This is a genomic window from Thauera mechernichensis (assembly GCF_029588855.1).
Lineage (GTDB): Bacteria > Pseudomonadota > Gammaproteobacteria > Burkholderiales > Rhodocyclaceae > Thauera > Thauera mechernichensis.
In genome coordinates, this window is the sequence record NZ_JARQZE010000025.1 from 23997 (window position 1) to 41207 (window position 17211).

17 protein-coding genes and 1 tRNA gene are annotated in these 17211 nt (G+C 65.7%); 14 read left to right on the forward strand and 4 right to left on the reverse strand.

The genetic code is table 11. The features are described 5' to 3' along the window. Positions 1-29 precede the first annotated feature (29 nt). The 12 genes from groL to P7F68_RS18875 all read left to right on the forward strand — a co-directional run bounded on the left by groL (position 30) and on the right by P7F68_RS18875 (position 11430). On the forward strand, positions 30-1679 hold the full coding sequence (groL, locus tag P7F68_RS18820; RefSeq protein WP_002943277.1) for a chaperonin GroEL: 1650 nt from the start codon (positions 30-32) through the stop codon (positions 1677-1679). A 321-nt stretch (positions 1680-2000) separates the two neighbouring features. After that, positions 2001-2687, forward strand: a complete 687-nt coding sequence (locus P7F68_RS18825) for a response regulator transcription factor (protein ID WP_002926782.1) — start codon at positions 2001-2003, stop codon at positions 2685-2687. Then, a complete protein-coding gene (locus P7F68_RS18830) occupies positions 2662-4143 on the forward strand; it encodes a sensor histidine kinase (protein WP_002926780.1) in 1482 nt (493 codons plus the stop codon). Before P7F68_RS18825 ends, P7F68_RS18830 begins: the two co-directional genes overlap by 26 nt. Before the next feature lie 113 nt (positions 4144-4256). Continuing rightward, positions 4257-4332 (forward strand) — tRNA-Phe (locus P7F68_RS18835). Positions 4333-4475: 143 nt separating this feature from the next. Then, complete coding sequence (hemA, locus tag P7F68_RS18840) at positions 4476-5744, forward strand: glutamyl-tRNA reductase (protein WP_002926778.1); 1269 nt, start codon at positions 4476-4478, stop codon at positions 5742-5744. Positions 5745-5804: 60 nt separating this feature from the next. Continuing rightward, positions 5805-6884, forward strand: a complete 1080-nt coding sequence (gene prfA, locus P7F68_RS18845) for a peptide chain release factor 1 (RefSeq protein ID WP_002926776.1) — start codon at positions 5805-5807, stop codon at positions 6882-6884. After that, entirely contained in the window at positions 6884-7744 is an 861-nt protein-coding gene (gene prmC / locus P7F68_RS18850) for a peptide chain release factor N(5)-glutamine methyltransferase (protein WP_277835448.1), read from the forward strand. The genes prfA and prmC overlap by 1 nt, the downstream gene beginning before the upstream one ends. A gap of 103 nt (positions 7745-7847) precedes the next feature. Further along, complete coding sequence (gene grxD / locus P7F68_RS18855; protein WP_002943284.1) at positions 7848-8177, forward strand: Grx4 family monothiol glutaredoxin; 330 nt, start codon at positions 7848-7850, stop codon at positions 8175-8177. Between the two features lie 242 nt (positions 8178-8419). Continuing rightward, the gene (locus tag P7F68_RS18860) at positions 8420-9118 is read left to right on the forward strand and encodes a hypothetical protein (protein ID WP_277835450.1); all 699 of its coding nucleotides are present in this window, start codon (positions 8420-8422) and stop codon (positions 9116-9118) included. 73 nt (positions 9119-9191) lie between these two features. Continuing rightward, complete coding sequence (locus P7F68_RS18865; protein WP_277835452.1) at positions 9192-9422, forward strand: hypothetical protein; 231 nt, start codon at positions 9192-9194, stop codon at positions 9420-9422. 59 nt (positions 9423-9481) lie between these two features. Further along, the gene (locus tag P7F68_RS18870; RefSeq protein WP_277835454.1) at positions 9482-10336 is read left to right on the forward strand and encodes an HprK-related kinase A; all 855 of its coding nucleotides are present in this window, start codon (positions 9482-9484) and stop codon (positions 10334-10336) included. After that, entirely contained in the window at positions 10333-11430 is a 1098-nt protein-coding gene (locus P7F68_RS18875) for a nucleotidyltransferase domain-containing protein (RefSeq protein WP_277835456.1), read from the forward strand. The genes P7F68_RS18870 and P7F68_RS18875 overlap by 4 nt, the downstream gene beginning before the upstream one ends. 26 nt (positions 11431-11456) lie before the next feature. Here P7F68_RS18875 and P7F68_RS18880 read toward each other — a convergent pair whose 3' ends face one another. From P7F68_RS18880 to argH, 3 genes are read right to left on the reverse strand one after another with little or no spacing between them, the layout of a single operon-like run. Next, positions 11457-12374, reverse strand: a complete 918-nt coding sequence (locus P7F68_RS18880) for a fructosamine kinase family protein (RefSeq protein WP_277835458.1) — start codon at positions 12372-12374, stop codon at positions 11457-11459. After that, entirely contained in the window at positions 12371-13666 is a 1296-nt protein-coding gene (locus P7F68_RS18885) for a serine/threonine protein kinase (RefSeq protein ID WP_277835460.1), read from the reverse strand. Before P7F68_RS18885 ends, P7F68_RS18880 begins: the two co-directional genes overlap by 4 nt. A 50-nt stretch (positions 13667-13716) precedes the next feature. Then, positions 13717-15150 (reverse strand): argininosuccinate lyase, encoded by a 1434-nt coding sequence (gene argH, locus P7F68_RS18890; protein WP_002943328.1) that lies wholly within the window; start codon positions 15148-15150, stop codon positions 13717-13719. 86 nt (positions 15151-15236) lie between these two features. Here argH and P7F68_RS18895 point away from each other — a divergent pair, with 86 nt between their 5' ends. Then, a complete protein-coding gene (locus tag P7F68_RS18895; RefSeq protein ID WP_002943330.1) occupies positions 15237-16292 on the forward strand; it encodes a sensor histidine kinase in 1056 nt (351 codons plus the stop codon). After that, positions 16282-17061 carry a LytR/AlgR family response regulator transcription factor gene (locus P7F68_RS18900; RefSeq protein WP_002926753.1) on the forward strand — a complete coding sequence of 260 codons (780 nt, stop codon included), beginning with the start codon at positions 16282-16284 and terminating at the stop codon, positions 17059-17061. The genes P7F68_RS18895 and P7F68_RS18900 overlap by 11 nt, the downstream gene beginning before the upstream one ends. A gap of 21 nt (positions 17062-17082) precedes the next feature. Here the strand turns inward: P7F68_RS18900 and P7F68_RS20000 are convergent. After that, positions 17083-17211: phosphoenolpyruvate carboxylase (locus P7F68_RS20000; RefSeq protein WP_422126332.1), on the reverse strand; the 129-nt coding region annotated here is incomplete at its 5' end.

Genomic DNA, 17211 nt, shown 5'->3' on the forward strand with positions numbered 1-17211 from the left:
TAATCGAAACAATTCAGGAGTTCTGAAGAATGGCAGCTAAAGAAGTCAAGTTTGGTGATTCCGCCCGCGAGCGCATGGTCGCCGGCATCAATATCCTGGCCAACGCGGTCAAGGTGACCCTGGGCCCGAAGGGTCGCAACGTGGTGCTCGAGCGCTCCTTCGGCGCCCCCACCGTGACCAAGGACGGCGTCTCCGTCGCCAAGGAAATCGAGTTGAAGGACAAGTTCGAGAACATGGGCGCACAGATGGTCAAGGAAGTTGCTTCCAAGACCTCGGACATCGCTGGTGACGGCACCACCACCGCCACCGTGCTGGCCCAGTCGATCGTGCGCGAAGGCATGAAGTACGTCGCCGCCGGCATGAACCCGATGGACCTGAAGCGCGGCATCGACAAGGCTGTCGTGGCCACCATCGAAGAGCTGAAGAAGCTGTCGAAGCCGTGCTCGACCAACAAGGAAATCGCCCAGGTCGGCTCGATCTCGGCCAACTCCGACAGCGACATCGGCGACATCATTGCCCGCGCCATGGACAAGGTCGGCAAGGAAGGCGTGATCACCGTCGAGGACGGCAAGTCGCTGCAGAACGAGCTCGACGTCGTCGAGGGCATGCAGTTCGACCGCGGCTACCTGTCGCCCTATTTCATCAACAACCCGGACAAGCAGGTTGCCATTCTCGAGCAGCCCTTCGTCCTGCTCTTCGACAAGAAGATCTCCAACATCCGTGACCTGCTGCCGGTGCTCGAGCAGGTTGCCAAGGCCGGTCGTCCGCTGCTGATCATCGCCGAAGACGTCGAGGGCGAAGCCCTGGCCACCCTGGTGGTGAACAACATCCGCGGCATCCTCAAGACCTGCGCCGTCAAGGCTCCGGGCTTCGGCGACCGTCGCAAGGCCATGCTGGAAGACATCGCCATCCTCACCGGCGGCCAGGTCATCGCCGAAGAAGTCGGCCTGACCCTCGAAAAGGCGACCCTGGACGACCTCGGCCAGGCCTCCCGCATCGAGATCGGCAAGGAAAACACCATCATCATCGACGGCGCCGGCCAGGCCGAGCGCATCGAAGCCCGCGTCAAGCAGATCCGCGTGCAGATCGAGGAAGCGACCTCGGACTACGACCGCGAGAAGCTGCAGGAGCGCGTCGCCAAGCTGGCGGGTGGTGTTGCGGTGATCAAGGTCGGCGCTGCCACCGAAGTCGAGATGAAGGAGAAGAAGGCCCGCGTCGAAGACGCCCTGCACGCCACCCGCGCTGCAGTGGAAGAGGGCATCGTCCCCGGCGGCGGTGTGGCGCTGCTGCGTGCCCGTGCTGCACTGGGCGAGCTGAAGGGCGACAACCACGACCAGGACGCCGGCATCAAGATCGTGCTGCGCGCGATGGAGCAGCCGCTGCGCGAGATCGTCGCCAACGCCGGTGACGAGCCGAGCGTGGTGGTGAACAAGGTGGTCGAGGGTTCGGGCAACTACGGCTTCAACGCCGCCACCGGCGAGTACGGCGACATGGTCGAGATGGGCGTGCTGGACCCGACCAAGGTCACCCGCACCGCGCTGCAGAACGCCGCGTCCGTCGCTGGCCTGATGCTGACCACCGACTGCATGGTCGGCGAGCTGGCAGAAGACAAGCCGGCCGGTGGCATGCCCGACATGGGCGGCATGGGTGGCATGGGCGGCATGGGCATGGGCATGTAAGTGCCTGCCTGCGACCCGGCATGCCCGGGTCGCGCCCGCAGTAACGCAGACGGCTCCGCTCAGGCGGGGCCGTCTGCGTTTACGCAGGGCCGAAGACGCAGGCGAGAGCATGCATCGCCGCGCACGAAGCCGCGCGAAGCGTGGGATAATCCATAGGTTTGGTAGGGAGAAAGGTCGGCGGGGAGTGAGCTGGCGCAGTGGCCGCCCGCTCCCCGGAGCCGCCAGCGCGCTAGCGCTGGCGGCTCCCAAGGCCGAGCAAAAGGAGAACAGCGGGCCAACTGTATGAAGGTCCGCTTACAAATCACTTACAGCCTGGACACTATGCGGATTCTGCTGGCTGAAGACGACCCGGTGATTGCCGATGGCATCTGTCGCGCGTTGCGGCGTGGCGGCTATGCAGTCGATCATGTGGCCGACGGCGCCGAGGCCGATGCGGCGGTTTCCACCCAGGGCTATGACCTGCTGATCCTCGACCTTGGTCTGCCGCGCATGAACGGCATCGACGTCCTGAAGCGCCTGCGGGCGCGCAAATCGGCGCAGCCGGTGCTGATCCTGACGGCCCAGGACGGTGTCGATGATCGTGTGCGCGGACTCGACGCCGGTGCGGACGACTACCTTACCAAGCCATTCGCCCTGCCCGAGCTCGAGGCGCGCGTGCGCGCGCTGACGCGGCGCGGTACCGGGCAGCCGCGCTGCATCGAGATCGGCCAGCTCAGCTACGACCAGGCCGATCGCGTGGTGAAGGTCGGCGGTCAGATGATCGACCTGTCGGCGCGCGAAATCGGCTTGCTCGAGGTCTTCCTGCTGCGGGTCGGTCGCCTGGTGAGCAAGGACCAGCTCGTCGACCACCTGTGCGGCTGGGGCGAGGAGGTGTCGAGCAATGCAATCGAAGTGTATGTGCACCGCTTGCGCAAGAAGCTCGAGGACAGCGGCGTGCGCATCGTGACCGTGCGCGGTCTGGGGTACTGTCTGGAAAACCCCGATGCTGCCCCTGCGGCGAAAGCCTGAGAAGGCGGGCGCGGCGCGCAAGACTGCGCCCCCAAACTCGCTTTTCGGTGAGATCCTCGACTGGATGCTCGCGCCGCTGCTTTTCCTGTGGCCGATCTCCATCATCGTCACCCATAACGTGGCGGACAGTATCGCCAATCAGCCCTACGACCTCGCGCTCGCCGACAGTGTGAGGGCGTTGGCGCGCTTCGTCGTCATCGATGAGGGGCGTGCCGTTGTCAACTTTCCGGCGCCACCGCGCGCCTTGTTTCGTGCCGATCAGGACGACGCGGTTTATTACCAGGTGGCGGATTGGCGTGGCGTGACCGTCAGCGGCGACCCCGAGATCCTCCCGGCTCCCTTGCCCGTTTCCATCGACGGCGAGCAGATCTTCTTTCGTGACGAGCTGATCCACGGCGAAGATGTGCGTATCGCCTACCGCTTCCTGCGCCTTGATCCCGCGCGGCCCGAGCTGCTTGTGGTAGTGCAGGTGGCTGAAACGCGCAACAAGCGTACGGATCTGGCCTCGCGAGTGGTCACGGGGGTGCTGTTGCCTCAGTTCGCGATCATCCCGCTCGCGGTGATCCTCGTCTGGGTCGGCCTCAGTCGCGGCATTGCGCCGCTCAACCGGCTGCAGAGCCTGATCCGGCGCCGCCGGCCGACCGACCTGTCACCGGTCGCGCCCGGCAGCGTCCCGGAAGAGGTTCGTCCCTTGATCGTCGCCTTCAACGACATGATGGTCCGCCTCGAAGAGAACCTGCAGGCACAGCAACGCTTCATTGCTGACGCAGCGCACCAGATGCGCACGCCACTGACCGGTCTGAAGATGCAGGCCGACCTCGCGCTGCACGAGACCGACCCCGTGCAGTTGCGGGAGTCGCTCACGCGTATTGCAGAAAGTACCGACCGCGCTGCCCACTTGATCAACCAGCTTTTGTCGCTGGCGCGCGCCGAGGCAAGCTTCGAGAAGCTCTATACCGTGGAGCCGGTCAGTCTCGATGCAGTGGTGCGGGAGGTGGCGCTCGAGCTTTACCCGCGCGCTCAGGTCAAGCAGATCGACCTCGGCGTCGAGGCCGGCGACACCGAACTGGTGATCGAGGGTAACCCCGTCCTGCTGCGTGAGATGGTCAAGAACCTTGTCGACAACGCGGTCAAATACACCCCGCACGGCGGACGGGTGACGGCGCGCACCCGCTTTGCGGGATCGCCGATCCTGGAGGTGGAGGACACCGGACCGGGAATCCCCGATGTCGACCGCGAGCGCGTGTTCGAGCGCTTCTACCGTGTGCTCGGCAGCGGCGTGGATGGCTCCGGCCTGGGCTTGCCGATCGTGCGCGAGATTGCCGAGTTGCATCGCGCCACGGTGACGCTGGATGCCAATCCGGCCGGGCAGGGCACGCTGGCGCGGGTGGTTTTCCCGCGCAGCAATCTGCAGCCGCCACCGATCGTGCAGGGCGATCATGATCCGCTGGGTTGAGGCCTTGTGCCACGCCCGAGGTCTTCCCTCGAGCGTGCATCCAGCACGTCGCGCATTTGCATTGAATTAGGCTTTGACATCGGAAAAGATTTCACTATAATGGCGTCCTCGTTGGCCAGTTAGCTCAGTTGGTAGAGCAGCGGATTGAAAATCCGCGTGTCCGTGGTTCGATTCCGCGACTGGCCACCACGATTCCCAGAGCGGGCCGACACTTGTGTCGGCCCGTTTGCTTTCCGGGCTGGAATTTCGGGTCAGAAGTGGCTGATTCTGCTCAAGTTTTACGCTTGTTTCGCGGTGCTATAATGCGCCACGCCCGAAAACCCGGTTTCCGCATGCAACTCTTCGCCCTTGGCCTGAACCATCACACCGCGCCGCTCGCCATCCGTGAGCGCGTGGCGTTCCAGCCCGAGCGGCTGGATCAGGCTCTGCACGATCTGACGCATGCCGATTCGGTGCGCGAGGCGGCGATCCTGTCTACCTGCAACCGCACCGAGCTCTACTTCGCGGCCGAGCAGCCTCAGCACGCGGCCGACTGGCTGGCGCGCTTTCACAGCGTGCCCTTGCCGGAAGTGTCGCCCTACCTGTATTCCTACCCGCAGCGCGACGCCATTCGCCACGTCTTTCGCGTCGCCAGCGGGCTCGATTCCATGGTCATCGGCGAGCCGCAGATCCTCGGCCAGGTCAAGGATGCCGCGCGCCACGCCGAAGAGGCGGGCACCATGGGCGTGCTGCTGCACAAGCTGTTCCAGAACACTTTTGCGGTGGCCAAGGAGGTGCGCTCGACCACCGCGATCGGGGCCAACACGGTGTCGATGGCCGCCGCCGCCGTGCACCTGACCGAGCGCATCTTCGAGCGGGTGTCCGACCAGCATGTGCTGTTCATCGGCGCAGGCGAGATGATCGAGCTCTGCGCTGCGCATTTCGGCGGGGCAAAGCCCAAGTCCATGACCGTGGCCAATCGCACCGAGGAGCGCGCGCGTGCGCTGGCTTCGCGCTTTGGTGCCCAGACCATGCGCATCGAGCAGATTGCCGACGCGCTGCCGCGCTTCGACGTGGTCGTGTCCTGTACGGCCGCGCCCTTGCCGATCGTCGGCCTGGGCATGGTCGAGCGCGCGGTCAAGGCGCGCCGCCACCGCCCGATGGTGATGGTCGATCTCGCCGTGCCGCGCGACATCGAGCCCGAGATTGCCGGGCTCGATGACATCTTCCTGTACACCGTCGACGACCTCGCCCAGGTCGTCGAGGCCGGGATGGAGTCACGCCAGCAGGCGGTGATCGAGGCCGAGCAGATCATCGACACGCGTGTCGACGGTTTCCTCAGCTGGATGGCCAATCGTGACGCGGTGCCGGTGATCCGCGCGCTGCGCGACCATGCGGAGTCCTTGCGCCGCAGCGAGCTCGAACGTGCCATGCGCCTGCTTGCCAAGGGTGAGGATCCACACAAGGTGCTCGATGCGCTGTCGCAGGGTCTGACCAACAAGCTCATGCACGGGCCCACCCGTTTCCTCAACCAGGCTGAAGGCGAGCACAAGGCCGAAGCCGGCCGCGTCGTGCGCGATCTTTTCAGCCTGCCCCGCGACCTCCATCGCGATCAACACTAGGCCCATCGGCATACGCCGGGCCGCCCGCAGGGGCGGTGCAGGCGCATGTCGCTCATCACGATGAAGCAGAGCATCCGCGACAAACTCGAACACCTTGCCAGCCGGCTCGAGGAGCTCGACCGTGCGCTCGCGGCAGAAGATGCTGCGCGTGACATGAACGTCTTTCGCGAGCTTTCGCGCGAGCGTGCAGAGATCGAGCCGGTGGTTGCGCTGTATCGCGACTACCTTCAGGCTGAAGCGGACTGCGCCACCGCGCGCGAGCTGATCGCCGAGCCCGAGATGCGCGAGCTTGGCGAGCTGGAGTTGGAGGCCGGGCTGGCGCGCATCGGCGAACTCGATGGCGAGTTGCAGCGCGCCTTGCTGCCGCGCGACCCCAACGACGAGCGCAACCTCTTCCTCGAGATCCGTGCAGGCACGGGTGGCGATGAGGCCGCCTTGTTCGCTGGCGACCTGCTGCGCATGTACACACGCTACGCAGAGCGCCAGCGCTGGAGAGTGGAGATCGTGTCGGCGAGCGAGTCCGACTTGGGGGGTTACAAGGAGGTCATCGCGCGCGTGGTCGGCGCGGGGGCGTATTCCAGACTCAAGTTCGAATCCGGCGGTCATCGCGTGCAACGCATCCCGGTCACCGAGACGCAGGGGCGGATTCACACCTCGGCGTGCACGGTGGCGGTGCTGCCCGAGGCGGATGAGGTCGAGGCCGTCGACATCAATCCTGCAGACCTGCGCATCGACACCTTCCGTGCCTCTGGCGCGGGCGGCCAGCACATCAACAAGACCGATTCGGCGGTGCGTATCACCCATCTGCCGACCGGGATCGTCGTCGAGTGCCAGGACGACCGTTCGCAGCACCGCAACAAGGCGCAGGCGATGGCTGTGCTGGCGGCGCGTCTGTATGACGCCAAGGTGCGTGCGCAGCAGAGCGCCGAGGCTGCGCAGCGCAAGAGCCTGGTCGGAAGTGGCGACCGCTCTGAACGCATCCGCACCTACAATTTTCCTCAGGGGCGTGTCACCGATCATCGCATCAACCTCACCCTCTACAAGCTCGATGCGGTGATGCAGGGCGAACTCGACGAGATCGTCGCTGCGCTGACGCTGGAGCACCAGGCGGCGCTGCTCGCAGCGCTGGCGGACGACTGATGGGCGAGGAGCGTTCGGGGGTGCCGGTGGCCGGTGTCGATATCGCTGGTGCGCTCGCCTGGGCGCGCGCGCGCATCGATATGCTCGATGCGCGAGTGCTGCTGCGCCATGTGCTGCAATGCCCTGCGGCGCGCCTGGTGGCTTGGCCCGAGCAGCGTCTCGAGGCTGCCGATTGGGCGGAGTACCGTGCGCTCGTCGAGCGCCGCTGCGCGGGCGAGCCGGTGGCCTACCTGACAGGCAGTCGCGAATTCTACGGTCGCGAGTTCCTGGTCACGCCCGCGGTGCTGATCCCGCGTCCGGACACCGAATTGTTGGTCGAGCTGGCGCTGGCGCACTTCGCCGGACAGCGCGGCGCGCGCGTACTTGACATGGGTACGGGTAGTGGTGCGCTGGCCGTCACGCTCGCGCTCGAGCTCGACGGGGCGGATGTCGTTGCCCTCGACCGTTCGCGCGAAGCCTTGTGGGTGGCGATGGCCAATGCCGCCCGCCTCGGTGCCAGCGTGTCCTTCGTTCAAAGCGACTGGTTTGCCGCCCTGGGCGATGAGCGCTTCGAGCTCATTGTTTCCAACCCACCCTATATCGCCGCTGCCGATCCGCACCTCGAGCAGGGCGACGTGCGCTTCGAGCCGCGCAGCGCGCTGGCTGCCGGCCCGCAGGGGCTGGACGACCTTGCCGAGATCGTCGCCGGGGCGCCAGCGCGTCTCGTGCCGGGCGGCTGGCTTTTCCTCGAGCACGGCTATGACCAGGCTTCCGCAGCGCGGGGCTTGCTGGCGGATGCGGGCTTCGCGCAGATTGCGTCCTGGAGGGATCTGGCCGGAATCGAGCGCGTCTCCGGTGGGCGCTGGCTGGGCAGGGGCTGAGCACCGGGTGCGTCTGCGACCGGCTTTGTGCGTCCGGCTTGACGCCTTCCGGGGCCATCCCTAGAATTTCCGACTGTTTAACTCAACTTTTGCAGGTTTTTCCATGGACATCCAGGACGTCATCCGCGAACAGGTCGCCACCAACGACGTGGTGCTTTACATGAAGGGTTCGCCCCAGTTCCCGCAGTGCGGCTTTTCGTCCACCGCGGTGCAGATCCTGAAGGCCTGTGGCGTGCGCGAGGTGCTGGCGGTCAACGTGCTCGCCGACGCCGAGATCCGCCAGGGCATCAAGGAGTTCTCCAACTGGCCCACCATCCCGCAGCTTTACATCAAGGGCGAGTTCGTCGGCGGCAGCGACATCATGCGCGAGATGTACGAGAGCGGCGAGCTGCAGCAGATGCTGAAGGATGCAGGTGTGTCCGACGCCGCCTGAGTCGTCGAGGCATGGCGTTGCTGGTAGTGTCGGTTTTTTTGACACTCTCGTTGCTCTGGTCGCAGGGCGTAGCAACAGCAGGGTAATTTATTCTTTTTGTTCAGCTGTTTGCGGGAATGGGCGTGAATCTTGCTTTACGTCTTTCGAAAAGCGCAGGAATGACAGCATTCGAATCCGTGCCGTTGTTCACGCTCGCGACTGGCGAGCTGTGATACGGTGCGGTGCGCTGACGGAGATACTTGATGAATACGCCGAACAAACCCTCAGATCCTGGTGCGGAAGCCTCCGGCCAGGTCGAATCCGTGTCCGATCCCAAGCGACGCAAGCTGACTACGGCCGGTCTTGCCGGCGCGGGTGTGCTGATGTCGCTGAGTTCCCGCTCGGCGCTCGGTACCGGCTTCGGCCAGTGTGGCTCGGAGTCGGTGTCGGCGGCAATGTCTCGGCATGGCGAGGTGTCGTCATGCGGCTGCAGCCCTGGGTTCTGGTGGCGTAGCCCGCACGGGATCATCAAGTGGAGCGATACCGACATCATTCCCGCGCACTATGGTCCCTACAAGACCTTCAATTCGGTGTTCGGGGTCATGCTTTTCAAGTCAACCTCCAACCGCAAGCTGATCGATCTGGGGCCTGGCAGCAACAAGGTCGGGGACTCCGAACTTGCGATGAGCAAGCTCAAGGGTTGTACTTCGCTCTCGGCCAGTCTGTTCCATGTGATCGCAGGCTTGCTGAATGCGTCCTTCTATGGTGATCGCTATCCTGCGCCAGGCTACCAGACCCCGGGCGCGGTGATCGCTGCACTGCAGACTGCGTTGTCGAGTCCCAGTCCTTGCAGCGCGCTCAATGCGCTCAAGAGCCATCTGGATGTGTATGACAAGTCCGGCGAGTTGTGGTGCTTCAACGGCGTCACCACAGGTGAGAAGGACTGGACTCAGAAGTACTGATTGACCACGGCCCGCCAGACCGGGGCGGTATCGCGGGCCGTGCGCACCGGCGCGCAGTTTCCCTCAGGTATAGATGACCACCTTCTTTTTGAACCCGGAAGTGCGCTGGCGTGCCTGGGCTGACGGTGTGGTGCTGTTTTCGCCACGCAGTGCCGAGACCGTAATGTTGCCTGGTGCAGCGGAGGCGCTTCTGCTTGACGCCGCGAGTGCCGAGGGTTGGTCCGCGGCAGCGGTTGGTGGCGAGGCTGAGTCCGCGCTGGTGGACGCATTGTTGCGACTTGCGGCGCTCCGGGGCCGGGATTGACGCTCGGAGCGCTTTCCCGGGTTGAATTGCAGCAAAGGCTGGCGGGCGCCGGGCTATTGTTGCCATGTGGCCCTTTCGTGGTCCGATTGCGTACGCGAAGCGCAGAGATCGTCGAAGGCTTGCAGCGTCTCTATCGAGACTTCCCCCTTCTGCCAGAGGGGGGCTTTGTCGATTTCGAGGTCGAAGTCCGTCCGCCAGGCCTGGCTCGGCGTTTCCTGCGGCCGCAGGTCGGCTTCTACTGCGATGGTCGTGCGCCTTTCAAGCCTCTGCCGCGTCATCAGGCTTTTCCGATGCTCGAGTGGGGGCTCAACTGGGTGATCTCCACCCACGCTCACGACCATCTCGTCCTGCATGCCGCTGTTCTCGAGCGTGACGGGCGCGCCCTTCTGTTGTCTGCTGATCCGGGATCGGGCAAGAGCACCTTGTGTGCAGGCCTCGTGCATGCGGGCTGGCGCCTGCTGTCGGACGAGTTGGCCTTGCTCGAGTTGTCGTCCGGGCGTGTGCGGCCGGTGGCGCGACCGATCAGCCTCAAGAATGAATCTATCGAGGTCGTGCGCGGTCTTGGCGACGAGGTCGAGCTCAGCGCAGTATGTGCCGATACGACCAAGGGCGCCGTCGCGCATATGCGCCCGCCTGCCGATAGTGTGGCGCGCAGAGCGGAGATGGCGCTGCCGGCTTGGTTGGTTTTTCCTCGCTTCACGCGCGGCGGTCAGCTCAGCGTCGAGCCGGTCGGCAAGGCGCACGCTTTCATGGAGATGGTGCGCCACGCCTTCAACTATGGCTTCCTTGGCGCCTCTGCCTTCGACGCATTGGCCGGCTTGATCGAGCGTAGCGAGACCTTTCGCGCTGGCTATGGCAGTCTGACGCAGATACTCCCCGAGATCGACCGCCTTACCGCGGCGGATCGCTCATGAGCGGGGGCGGCGTGCTCGACACGAGCCTGATTGCCGCTGTGCTTGCCGAGCCCGGGCGGGTGGCCGGCCTGGATGCGGCGGCGTGGTCGGTTCTGATCGGACAGGCCAGAAATGCCGAAATGCTCGGTCAGTTGCATGCGCGCCTTTCGTGTGCCGCCGCGCTCCATTTTGCGCCTCAGGCGGCGCGCCGCCACCTTGATCTAGCCTGGCAACTGTCCATGCGCCATCGCGAGGCCGTGCGCTGGGAGGTGCTTCACATCGCGCGTGCCCTGCGCAAGCTTGATGTTCCTGTGGTGCTGCTGAAGGGAGCCGCTTACGCCCTCGCGGACTATCCGGCGGCGGAAGGCCGCGTATTCAATGACGTTGATATCATGGTGCCGCATGCCGCGATCACCACGGTCGAGTACGCCTTGCTTGATGCGGGCTGGATTCCGCAGATCGTCAACGATTATGACCAGCGCTACTACAGGCGCTGGATGCATGAGATTCCGCCGCTTGAACACAAATCACGCGGCACTGTGCTCGACGTGCACCACACGATCGTACCGCCGACCTCCGGTGTCGTGCCTGACGCAAACGTGCTGCTCGAGCGCGCGCAGCCCCTGAACGGTCTGGAGTCCGACAGGCTGGGCATGTTCAGGGTGCTGGCGCCGGAAGACATGGTCCTGCACTCGGCCGCGCACTTGTTCTTCAATGAGTTCCACAAGGGCTTGCGCGACCTCTACGACCTGCATCGTCTGCTGACGCATTTTGGCGATGTGCCGGCGTTCTGGACGGTCCTGCGGCGCAGGGCTTGCGAGACTGGGCTGGAGCAGCCGCTGAACGATGCGCTTCAGCATTGTGCGCGGGTGTTCCATACCGCTGTGCCTGAGGTCGAGCTGGCACAAGTCGTTCGAGCGCGGTCGTGGCGCGGCGTCGGCGCGCTTCGTGACTGGATGCTGCGCCGCGCGCTTCTGCCCGATCACCCCTCGTGCGCCACATCGTCCGTCCGATTTGCGCGCTGGATGGCCTTCGTGCGCAGCCACTGGCTGCGCATGCCGCCAGGATTGCTGGCAGTTCATCTGCTCAACAAGGCCTTTCGCAGCGAGGCGTGATGCGCGGCGCACTTTGACGCCTGTCCTCAATCCCGGCGCAGCGACAGTTCCTGGTTGAGCTTGGTCGCAAGCCTCAGCGCTTCGCCCAGGTAGCCGCGCCCGAAGAGGTTGAGGTGGTTGAGCATGTGATACAGGCTGTACAGCAGCTTGCGCTGCTCGTAGTCCTCGTGCAGCGGCCAAGCCTGGCGGTAGCGCGCATAGAAGCTCGACGGGAAGCCGCCGAAAAGCTCGCTCATGGCGATATCCGACTCGCGGTCGCCGAAGTGCACCGCGGGGTCGTACGCAACCGGCGTGCCGTCTGCGAGCAGGGCTGCGTTGCCGTGCCAGAGGTCGCCGTGGACGAGGCTCTCGCGTGGACGGTAGTCGAGGAAGAGTGCGGGCACGCGTGGGAGCAGGCGTTCTCCCTGCTTCTGCAGCTCGCCGACGAAGCCGCGCTCGCGCGCAAGGGCGAACTGGGGGCGCAGGCGCTGTTCGATGAAGAACTGGGCCCAGTTCGCATTTGGCGTGTTGCGCTGGGCGCTGCGGCCGAGGAAGTTGTCGCATCGCCAGCCGAAGCTGTCGCCCGTCGTGTGATGGAGGGCAGCCAGCGCTTCGGCATAGCGGACGCCGTCGGTCGCAGAGCTCACAGCCAGCAGGTCGAGGTGCTCGAGGACGACGAAGGCGTGCTCGGCGGACTCGCCACGGGCAATGACGGCAGGCGTGCGGAACGTTGCGCTGGCTGCGATCGCGGCGAGGCCGTCTGATTCGGCGGCGAACATCGCTGCACAGGCGCGGGGCCCGACCTTGACGAAGTGGCGGCTGCCGTCGGTGCCGTAGACGGTCATCGCCTGGTGGGTGCTGCCGCCTCTGGCTGGTGTCAGTTCGGCGATGTGGAAGGCACTGCCGGTCGCGCTGCGGATTGCGTGTTCGATGTCGGGCAGGGCGGGGTGGGGCGGTGTGCTCATGGGTTTGCGATGCGTGCGCTGGCCTGGGACAGGCGGGTGGCGAGGACCTCGAGGAAGCCCTGGTAGAAATGCATGCGGCAGGTGTCGCTGGCGCGTTGCAGGGCCGCTGCGCGTATGGTGATGAGCGCCGTGTCGGTGGTCGCTTCGACCGAGGCCGAGCGTATGCCGGCAGCCGCCGAGAACACCGCCACCTCGCCGAAGCACTCGCCGGTGCTCAACACGTTGAGCAGGTGCCCGTGCTTGCGCACATGCGCCTCGCCTTCGAGCACGAAACAAACGGCGTCGCCGCGCTCCCCTTCCTTGAAAATCACCGTGCCGCTATGGGCGCGACTGAAGCGCGACAGGCCGATGACCTCCCACAGTTCGGCATCCGAGAAGCGGCGGAAGAAGTGGATCGCGCGCAGGGCCTCGAACTTCTCTGCATCGGGGACGCTGTTTGCGGCCAGGTGAACGCCATGGTTGCGGAATGCGAGCGCGAGGTCGTGCGAGAACTCGGCCCAGTCCTGGTAGCGGCGCTCGATGTCCTTCTCGGTGGCGCGACGCACGATCGCATCGAGGGCTTCGGGTACCTCGGGGCGCAGCTCCGAGGGGAGTGGCGGCGTATCGTTGGCGATGCTGTAGAGCAGGCTGTAGTTGTTGTCGTGCTCGAAGGGCAGGCGACCAGTGAGCAACTGGAACATCACCACGCCGAGCGAATAGATGTCGGTGCGGTGGTCCAGCGGCACCTCGCGCACCTGCTGTGGTGACATGTAGGCAGGCGAGCCGACGCCGGAGATCTGGGTGGTCTCGCGTGCCGTGTGCAGCGCGGCGCCGAAGTCCGAGATGCGGATGTCGGTGCCCTCCGGTTCCATCAGCAGGATGTTGGCCGGCTTGATGTCGCGATGGGTGATCCCCTGGTGAAAGGCGTAGTCGAGTGCGCGCGTGGCCTTGAAGACGATTTCTATGACGCGCTCGAAGGGGGCGAGCGTCCCTGGGGTGGTGATGGCGTCGAGTGTGCCGCCGGGTATGTAGTCCATCACCAGCCAGGCGCTGTCGTCGCCCACCATGGCGTCATGGATGCGGACGATGTGGGGGTGCTTGAGCTTGCCTGCGAAGGTGGCTTCGTTGAGAAACAGCTGGCGCAGCAGGCGGCCACGCTGCGGGTCGCTCACGATCTCGCGACGCAGGCGCTTGATGGCGACCTCGGTCTGGCGGAACGGATCCCAGGCCAGGTGGACGCTGCTGGTGGCGCCGCGGCCGATGAGGCGGCGAAGTTCGTACTTGCCGATGAACTCAGCCGTTGCCGTGTTCATCGTCGCCGCGCCGCAGCGCCCTTACGTGCCGTCATCGAGTTGCGCCGAACTCAGCCGAGCCGGTTGCGCGCGCGTGCAACGGCGGCGCGAACCTGCTCCGGCGCGGTGCCGCCAATGTGCTTGCGCGAGGCCAGCGAGCCCTCGACCGTGAGCACGCCGAACACGTCCTCGCCCAGGCGCTCGGCTGCGCCCGGCACGTGCGCCATGGCGATGCGCAGCTCGTCGAGCGAGAACTGCGGCAGGTCGCAGCCCTTGACGTCGGCTGCGCGCACCGCCAGCGCCACGGCCTCGTGCGCATCGCGGAAGGGCAGGCCCTTCTTGACCAGGTAGTCGGCGAGGTCGGTGGCGGTGGCATAGCCCTGGCAGAGCGCGCCGCGCATGGCGTCGGCCTTGACCTTGATGCCGGTGATCATGTCGGCATAGATGCGCAGGGTGTCGATGACGGTGTCGGCGGTGTCGAACAGCGGCTCCTTGTCTTCCTGGTTGTCCTTGTTGTAAGCCAGGGGCTGGCCCTTCATCAGGGTGAGCAAGGCGATCAGGCTGCCGTTGACGCGGCCGGTCTTGCCGCGCACGAGCTCGGGCACGTCGGGGTTCTTCTTCTGCGGCATGATCGAACTGCCGGTGCAGAAGCGGTCGGCGAGGTCGATGAAGCCCACGCGGGGGCTCATCCACAGGATCAGCTCCTCGGACAGGCGCGACAGGTGGGTCATCAGCAACGCCGATGCGGCGCAGAACTCGATGGCGAAGTCGCGGTCGCTGACGGCGTCGAGCGAGTTGTAGCAGACCTCGTCGAAACCCAGCTCCGCGGCCACGAACTCGCGGTCGATCGGGTAGCTGGTGCCGGCGAGCGCGGCCGAGCCCAGCGGCAGGCGGTTGGTACGCTTGCGGCAGTCGGCAAAGCGCTCGGCGTCGCGCCGGCTCATCTCGTAATACGCCATCAGGTGGTGGCCGAAGGTAACCGGCTGCGCCACCTGCAGGTGGGTGAAGCCGGGCATCGGTGTGTCGGCGTTGGCCTCGGCGACATCGAGCAGGTTCTTCTGGAACTCGGCGATCAGCGCCAGGATCTGGTCGATCGCGTCGCGCAGCCACAGGCGGATGTCGGTGGCGACCTGGTCGTTGCGGCTGCGGCCGGTGTGCAGGCGCTTGCCGGCGTCGCCCACGAGCGCGGTAAGGCGTTTCTCGATGTTGAGGTGCACGTCCTCGTCGTCGAGGTTCCAGGTGAATTCGCCACGCTCGATCTCGTCCTTGATCTGCGCCATTCCGCGCTCGATATCGGCGAGATCCTGGGCGCCGATGATGCCCTGGCGGGCGAGCATCCTGGCGTGCGCGAGCGAGCCGCGGATGTCCTGCGTCGCCATGCGCTGGTCGAAGAACACGCTGGCGGTGTAGCGCTTGACGAGTTCTGAGACGGGCTCCGTGAAGCGGCCGGACCAGGCCTTGGCGGGTTCGTTGCCGCTGGCTGCCGGCGTCGTGGTGTCTGTCATAATGGTGCCGATGAAATGAATCGGCCGGCGTATTGAAGCCGGCCCTGCGCGTGGATGTGAGGCCGTGGTCACGGCGCTCGGGAACGATGGAAATTATAAAGCAAAAGCCAGCCGGGCTTGGCCCGCCCCGCCTGCCGGATTTCCGCAATCTGGGCGTCATCCTGCGCGTGCTTGTGCTGGTGAGCCTGTTCGTCGTTCTCACCGTTGGCGTGCGTGTCGATGAGCCCGCCGAGCTGCCGGCAGCGCTAGTCTTGATGGCCGGGCAGGTGGCGCTGCCGCTGTTGCTCACCGTGCTGCTGCTCTATGGCGTGGCACCTGCATTGCTGCGCGCTGGTGCGCGTCGCGCGTGGTTTGCCGTTGTCGGCCTGGCTGTTGCTGCGGCGCTTGCGGGTGTGGCGCTGGTCGGCGGCGATGTGGTCGCCGAGGGCGCGCGCAGCGCGGTGTGGGCTGCGCTGGCCGCCATGCTGTGCCTGCTTTACCTCGACTATGTGCGCTGCCGCTATACGCCCGCACTTGCCGAGGCGCGTCTGCTTGCGCTTACCGCGCGCATCCGGCCACATTTCTTCTTCAACAGCCTCAACGGTGTGCTTGGTGTCATCCGGACCGATCCCCGTCGGGCCGAGCGCGCCCTCGAAGAGCTTGCAGACCTGTTTCGCGCGCTGATGCAGGACAACCGCGAGCAGGTGCCGCTGCGCGACGAACTGGCGCTGTGCGAGCGCTATATCGACCTCGAGCGCCTGCGTCTGGGCGAGCGCCTGCATGTGCGCTGGGAGCTTGGCGAAGGTGAGGGCGGGCGCGAGGCCTTGCTCGAAGCGCGAGTCCCGCCGCTGCTGTTGCAGCCGCTGCTGGAGAACGCGGTTTATCACGGCATCGAGCCCGCTGCACAGGCCGGTGAGGTGGTCGTGCGTCTGGCACGCCACGGCAAGGAGCTGAGGCTCGAGGTCGACAACCCGGTGTGCGATGCAGGTGGCCACCATGCCGGCAATCGCATGGCCCTCGACAACATCCGTGAGCGACTGATGCTGTTCTATGACCTCGAGGCCGGACTTGAGATCAACGACGATGGCAGGCGATACCGCGTGCGCATCCGACTGCCTTACCGTACCGGGGGTGCTTTGGGAGCATGGAACGATGAAGCCTGAGGGGGGCGGAGCAGCGCCCGCACTGCGGGTCCTGATTGTCGATGACGAAGCGCCTGCGCGCAGCCGCCTGCGCGACCTGCTCGGCGACATCGGTGCGGGGCAGCCGAGCCGGGTCGTGGGCATGGCGGCCAATGGCGTGGAGGCCTTGCGCATCCTGGAGGCCGAGCCGGCCGACGTCGTTCTCGCCGACATCCGCATGCCGGTGATGGATGGGGTGGAGCTTGCCCGCCACCTGGGCCGCCTCGACAAGCCGCCGGCGGTTATCTTCGTGACTGCTTACGACCAGTATGCGGTTCAGGCCTTCGACCTTGCGGCGGTCGATTACCTGCTCAAGCCCGTGCGCGCCGAGCGCCTGGCTGCTGCGCTGGGCAAGCTGCGCCCGCCCGCGCGTGTCGCCGACGCCACGCTGGCCGGCCTGGCGCCGGGCGAGCGGCGTCACTTCAGCGTCAGCGAGCGTGGGCGCATCCTGTTGCTGCCGGTGGCCGATGTGCTTTACCTGCGTGCCGAGCTCAAGTACGTCACAGCGCGCACGGCAGAGCGCGACTACGTGCTCGACGAATCGCTGGTCCAGCTCGAGGAGGAGTTTCCCCAGCGCTTCCTGCGCCTGCACCGCAACTGCCTGGTGGCGCGTGCGGCGGTGCTCGGTGTCGAGCGCGCCGGTGAGCAGGACGGCGAGGCCCACTGGGCGGTACTGCTCAAGGGCGTGGACGAGCGCCTGGCGGTCAGCCGCAGGCAGTGGCCTGCGGTCCGCCAGGCGCTTGGTGTGTAGGCGCGCGTCCTGTGCTGCGCCCTAGCCGCTGTTGCGCAAGCCCGCCGCGATGCCGTTGATCGAGATATGGATGCCGTTGCGGGTGCGCTCGTCGCTGCCGGCAGCGGCGGCGGCTTCGCGGTGGCGGCGCAGCAGCTCGACCTGGACGTG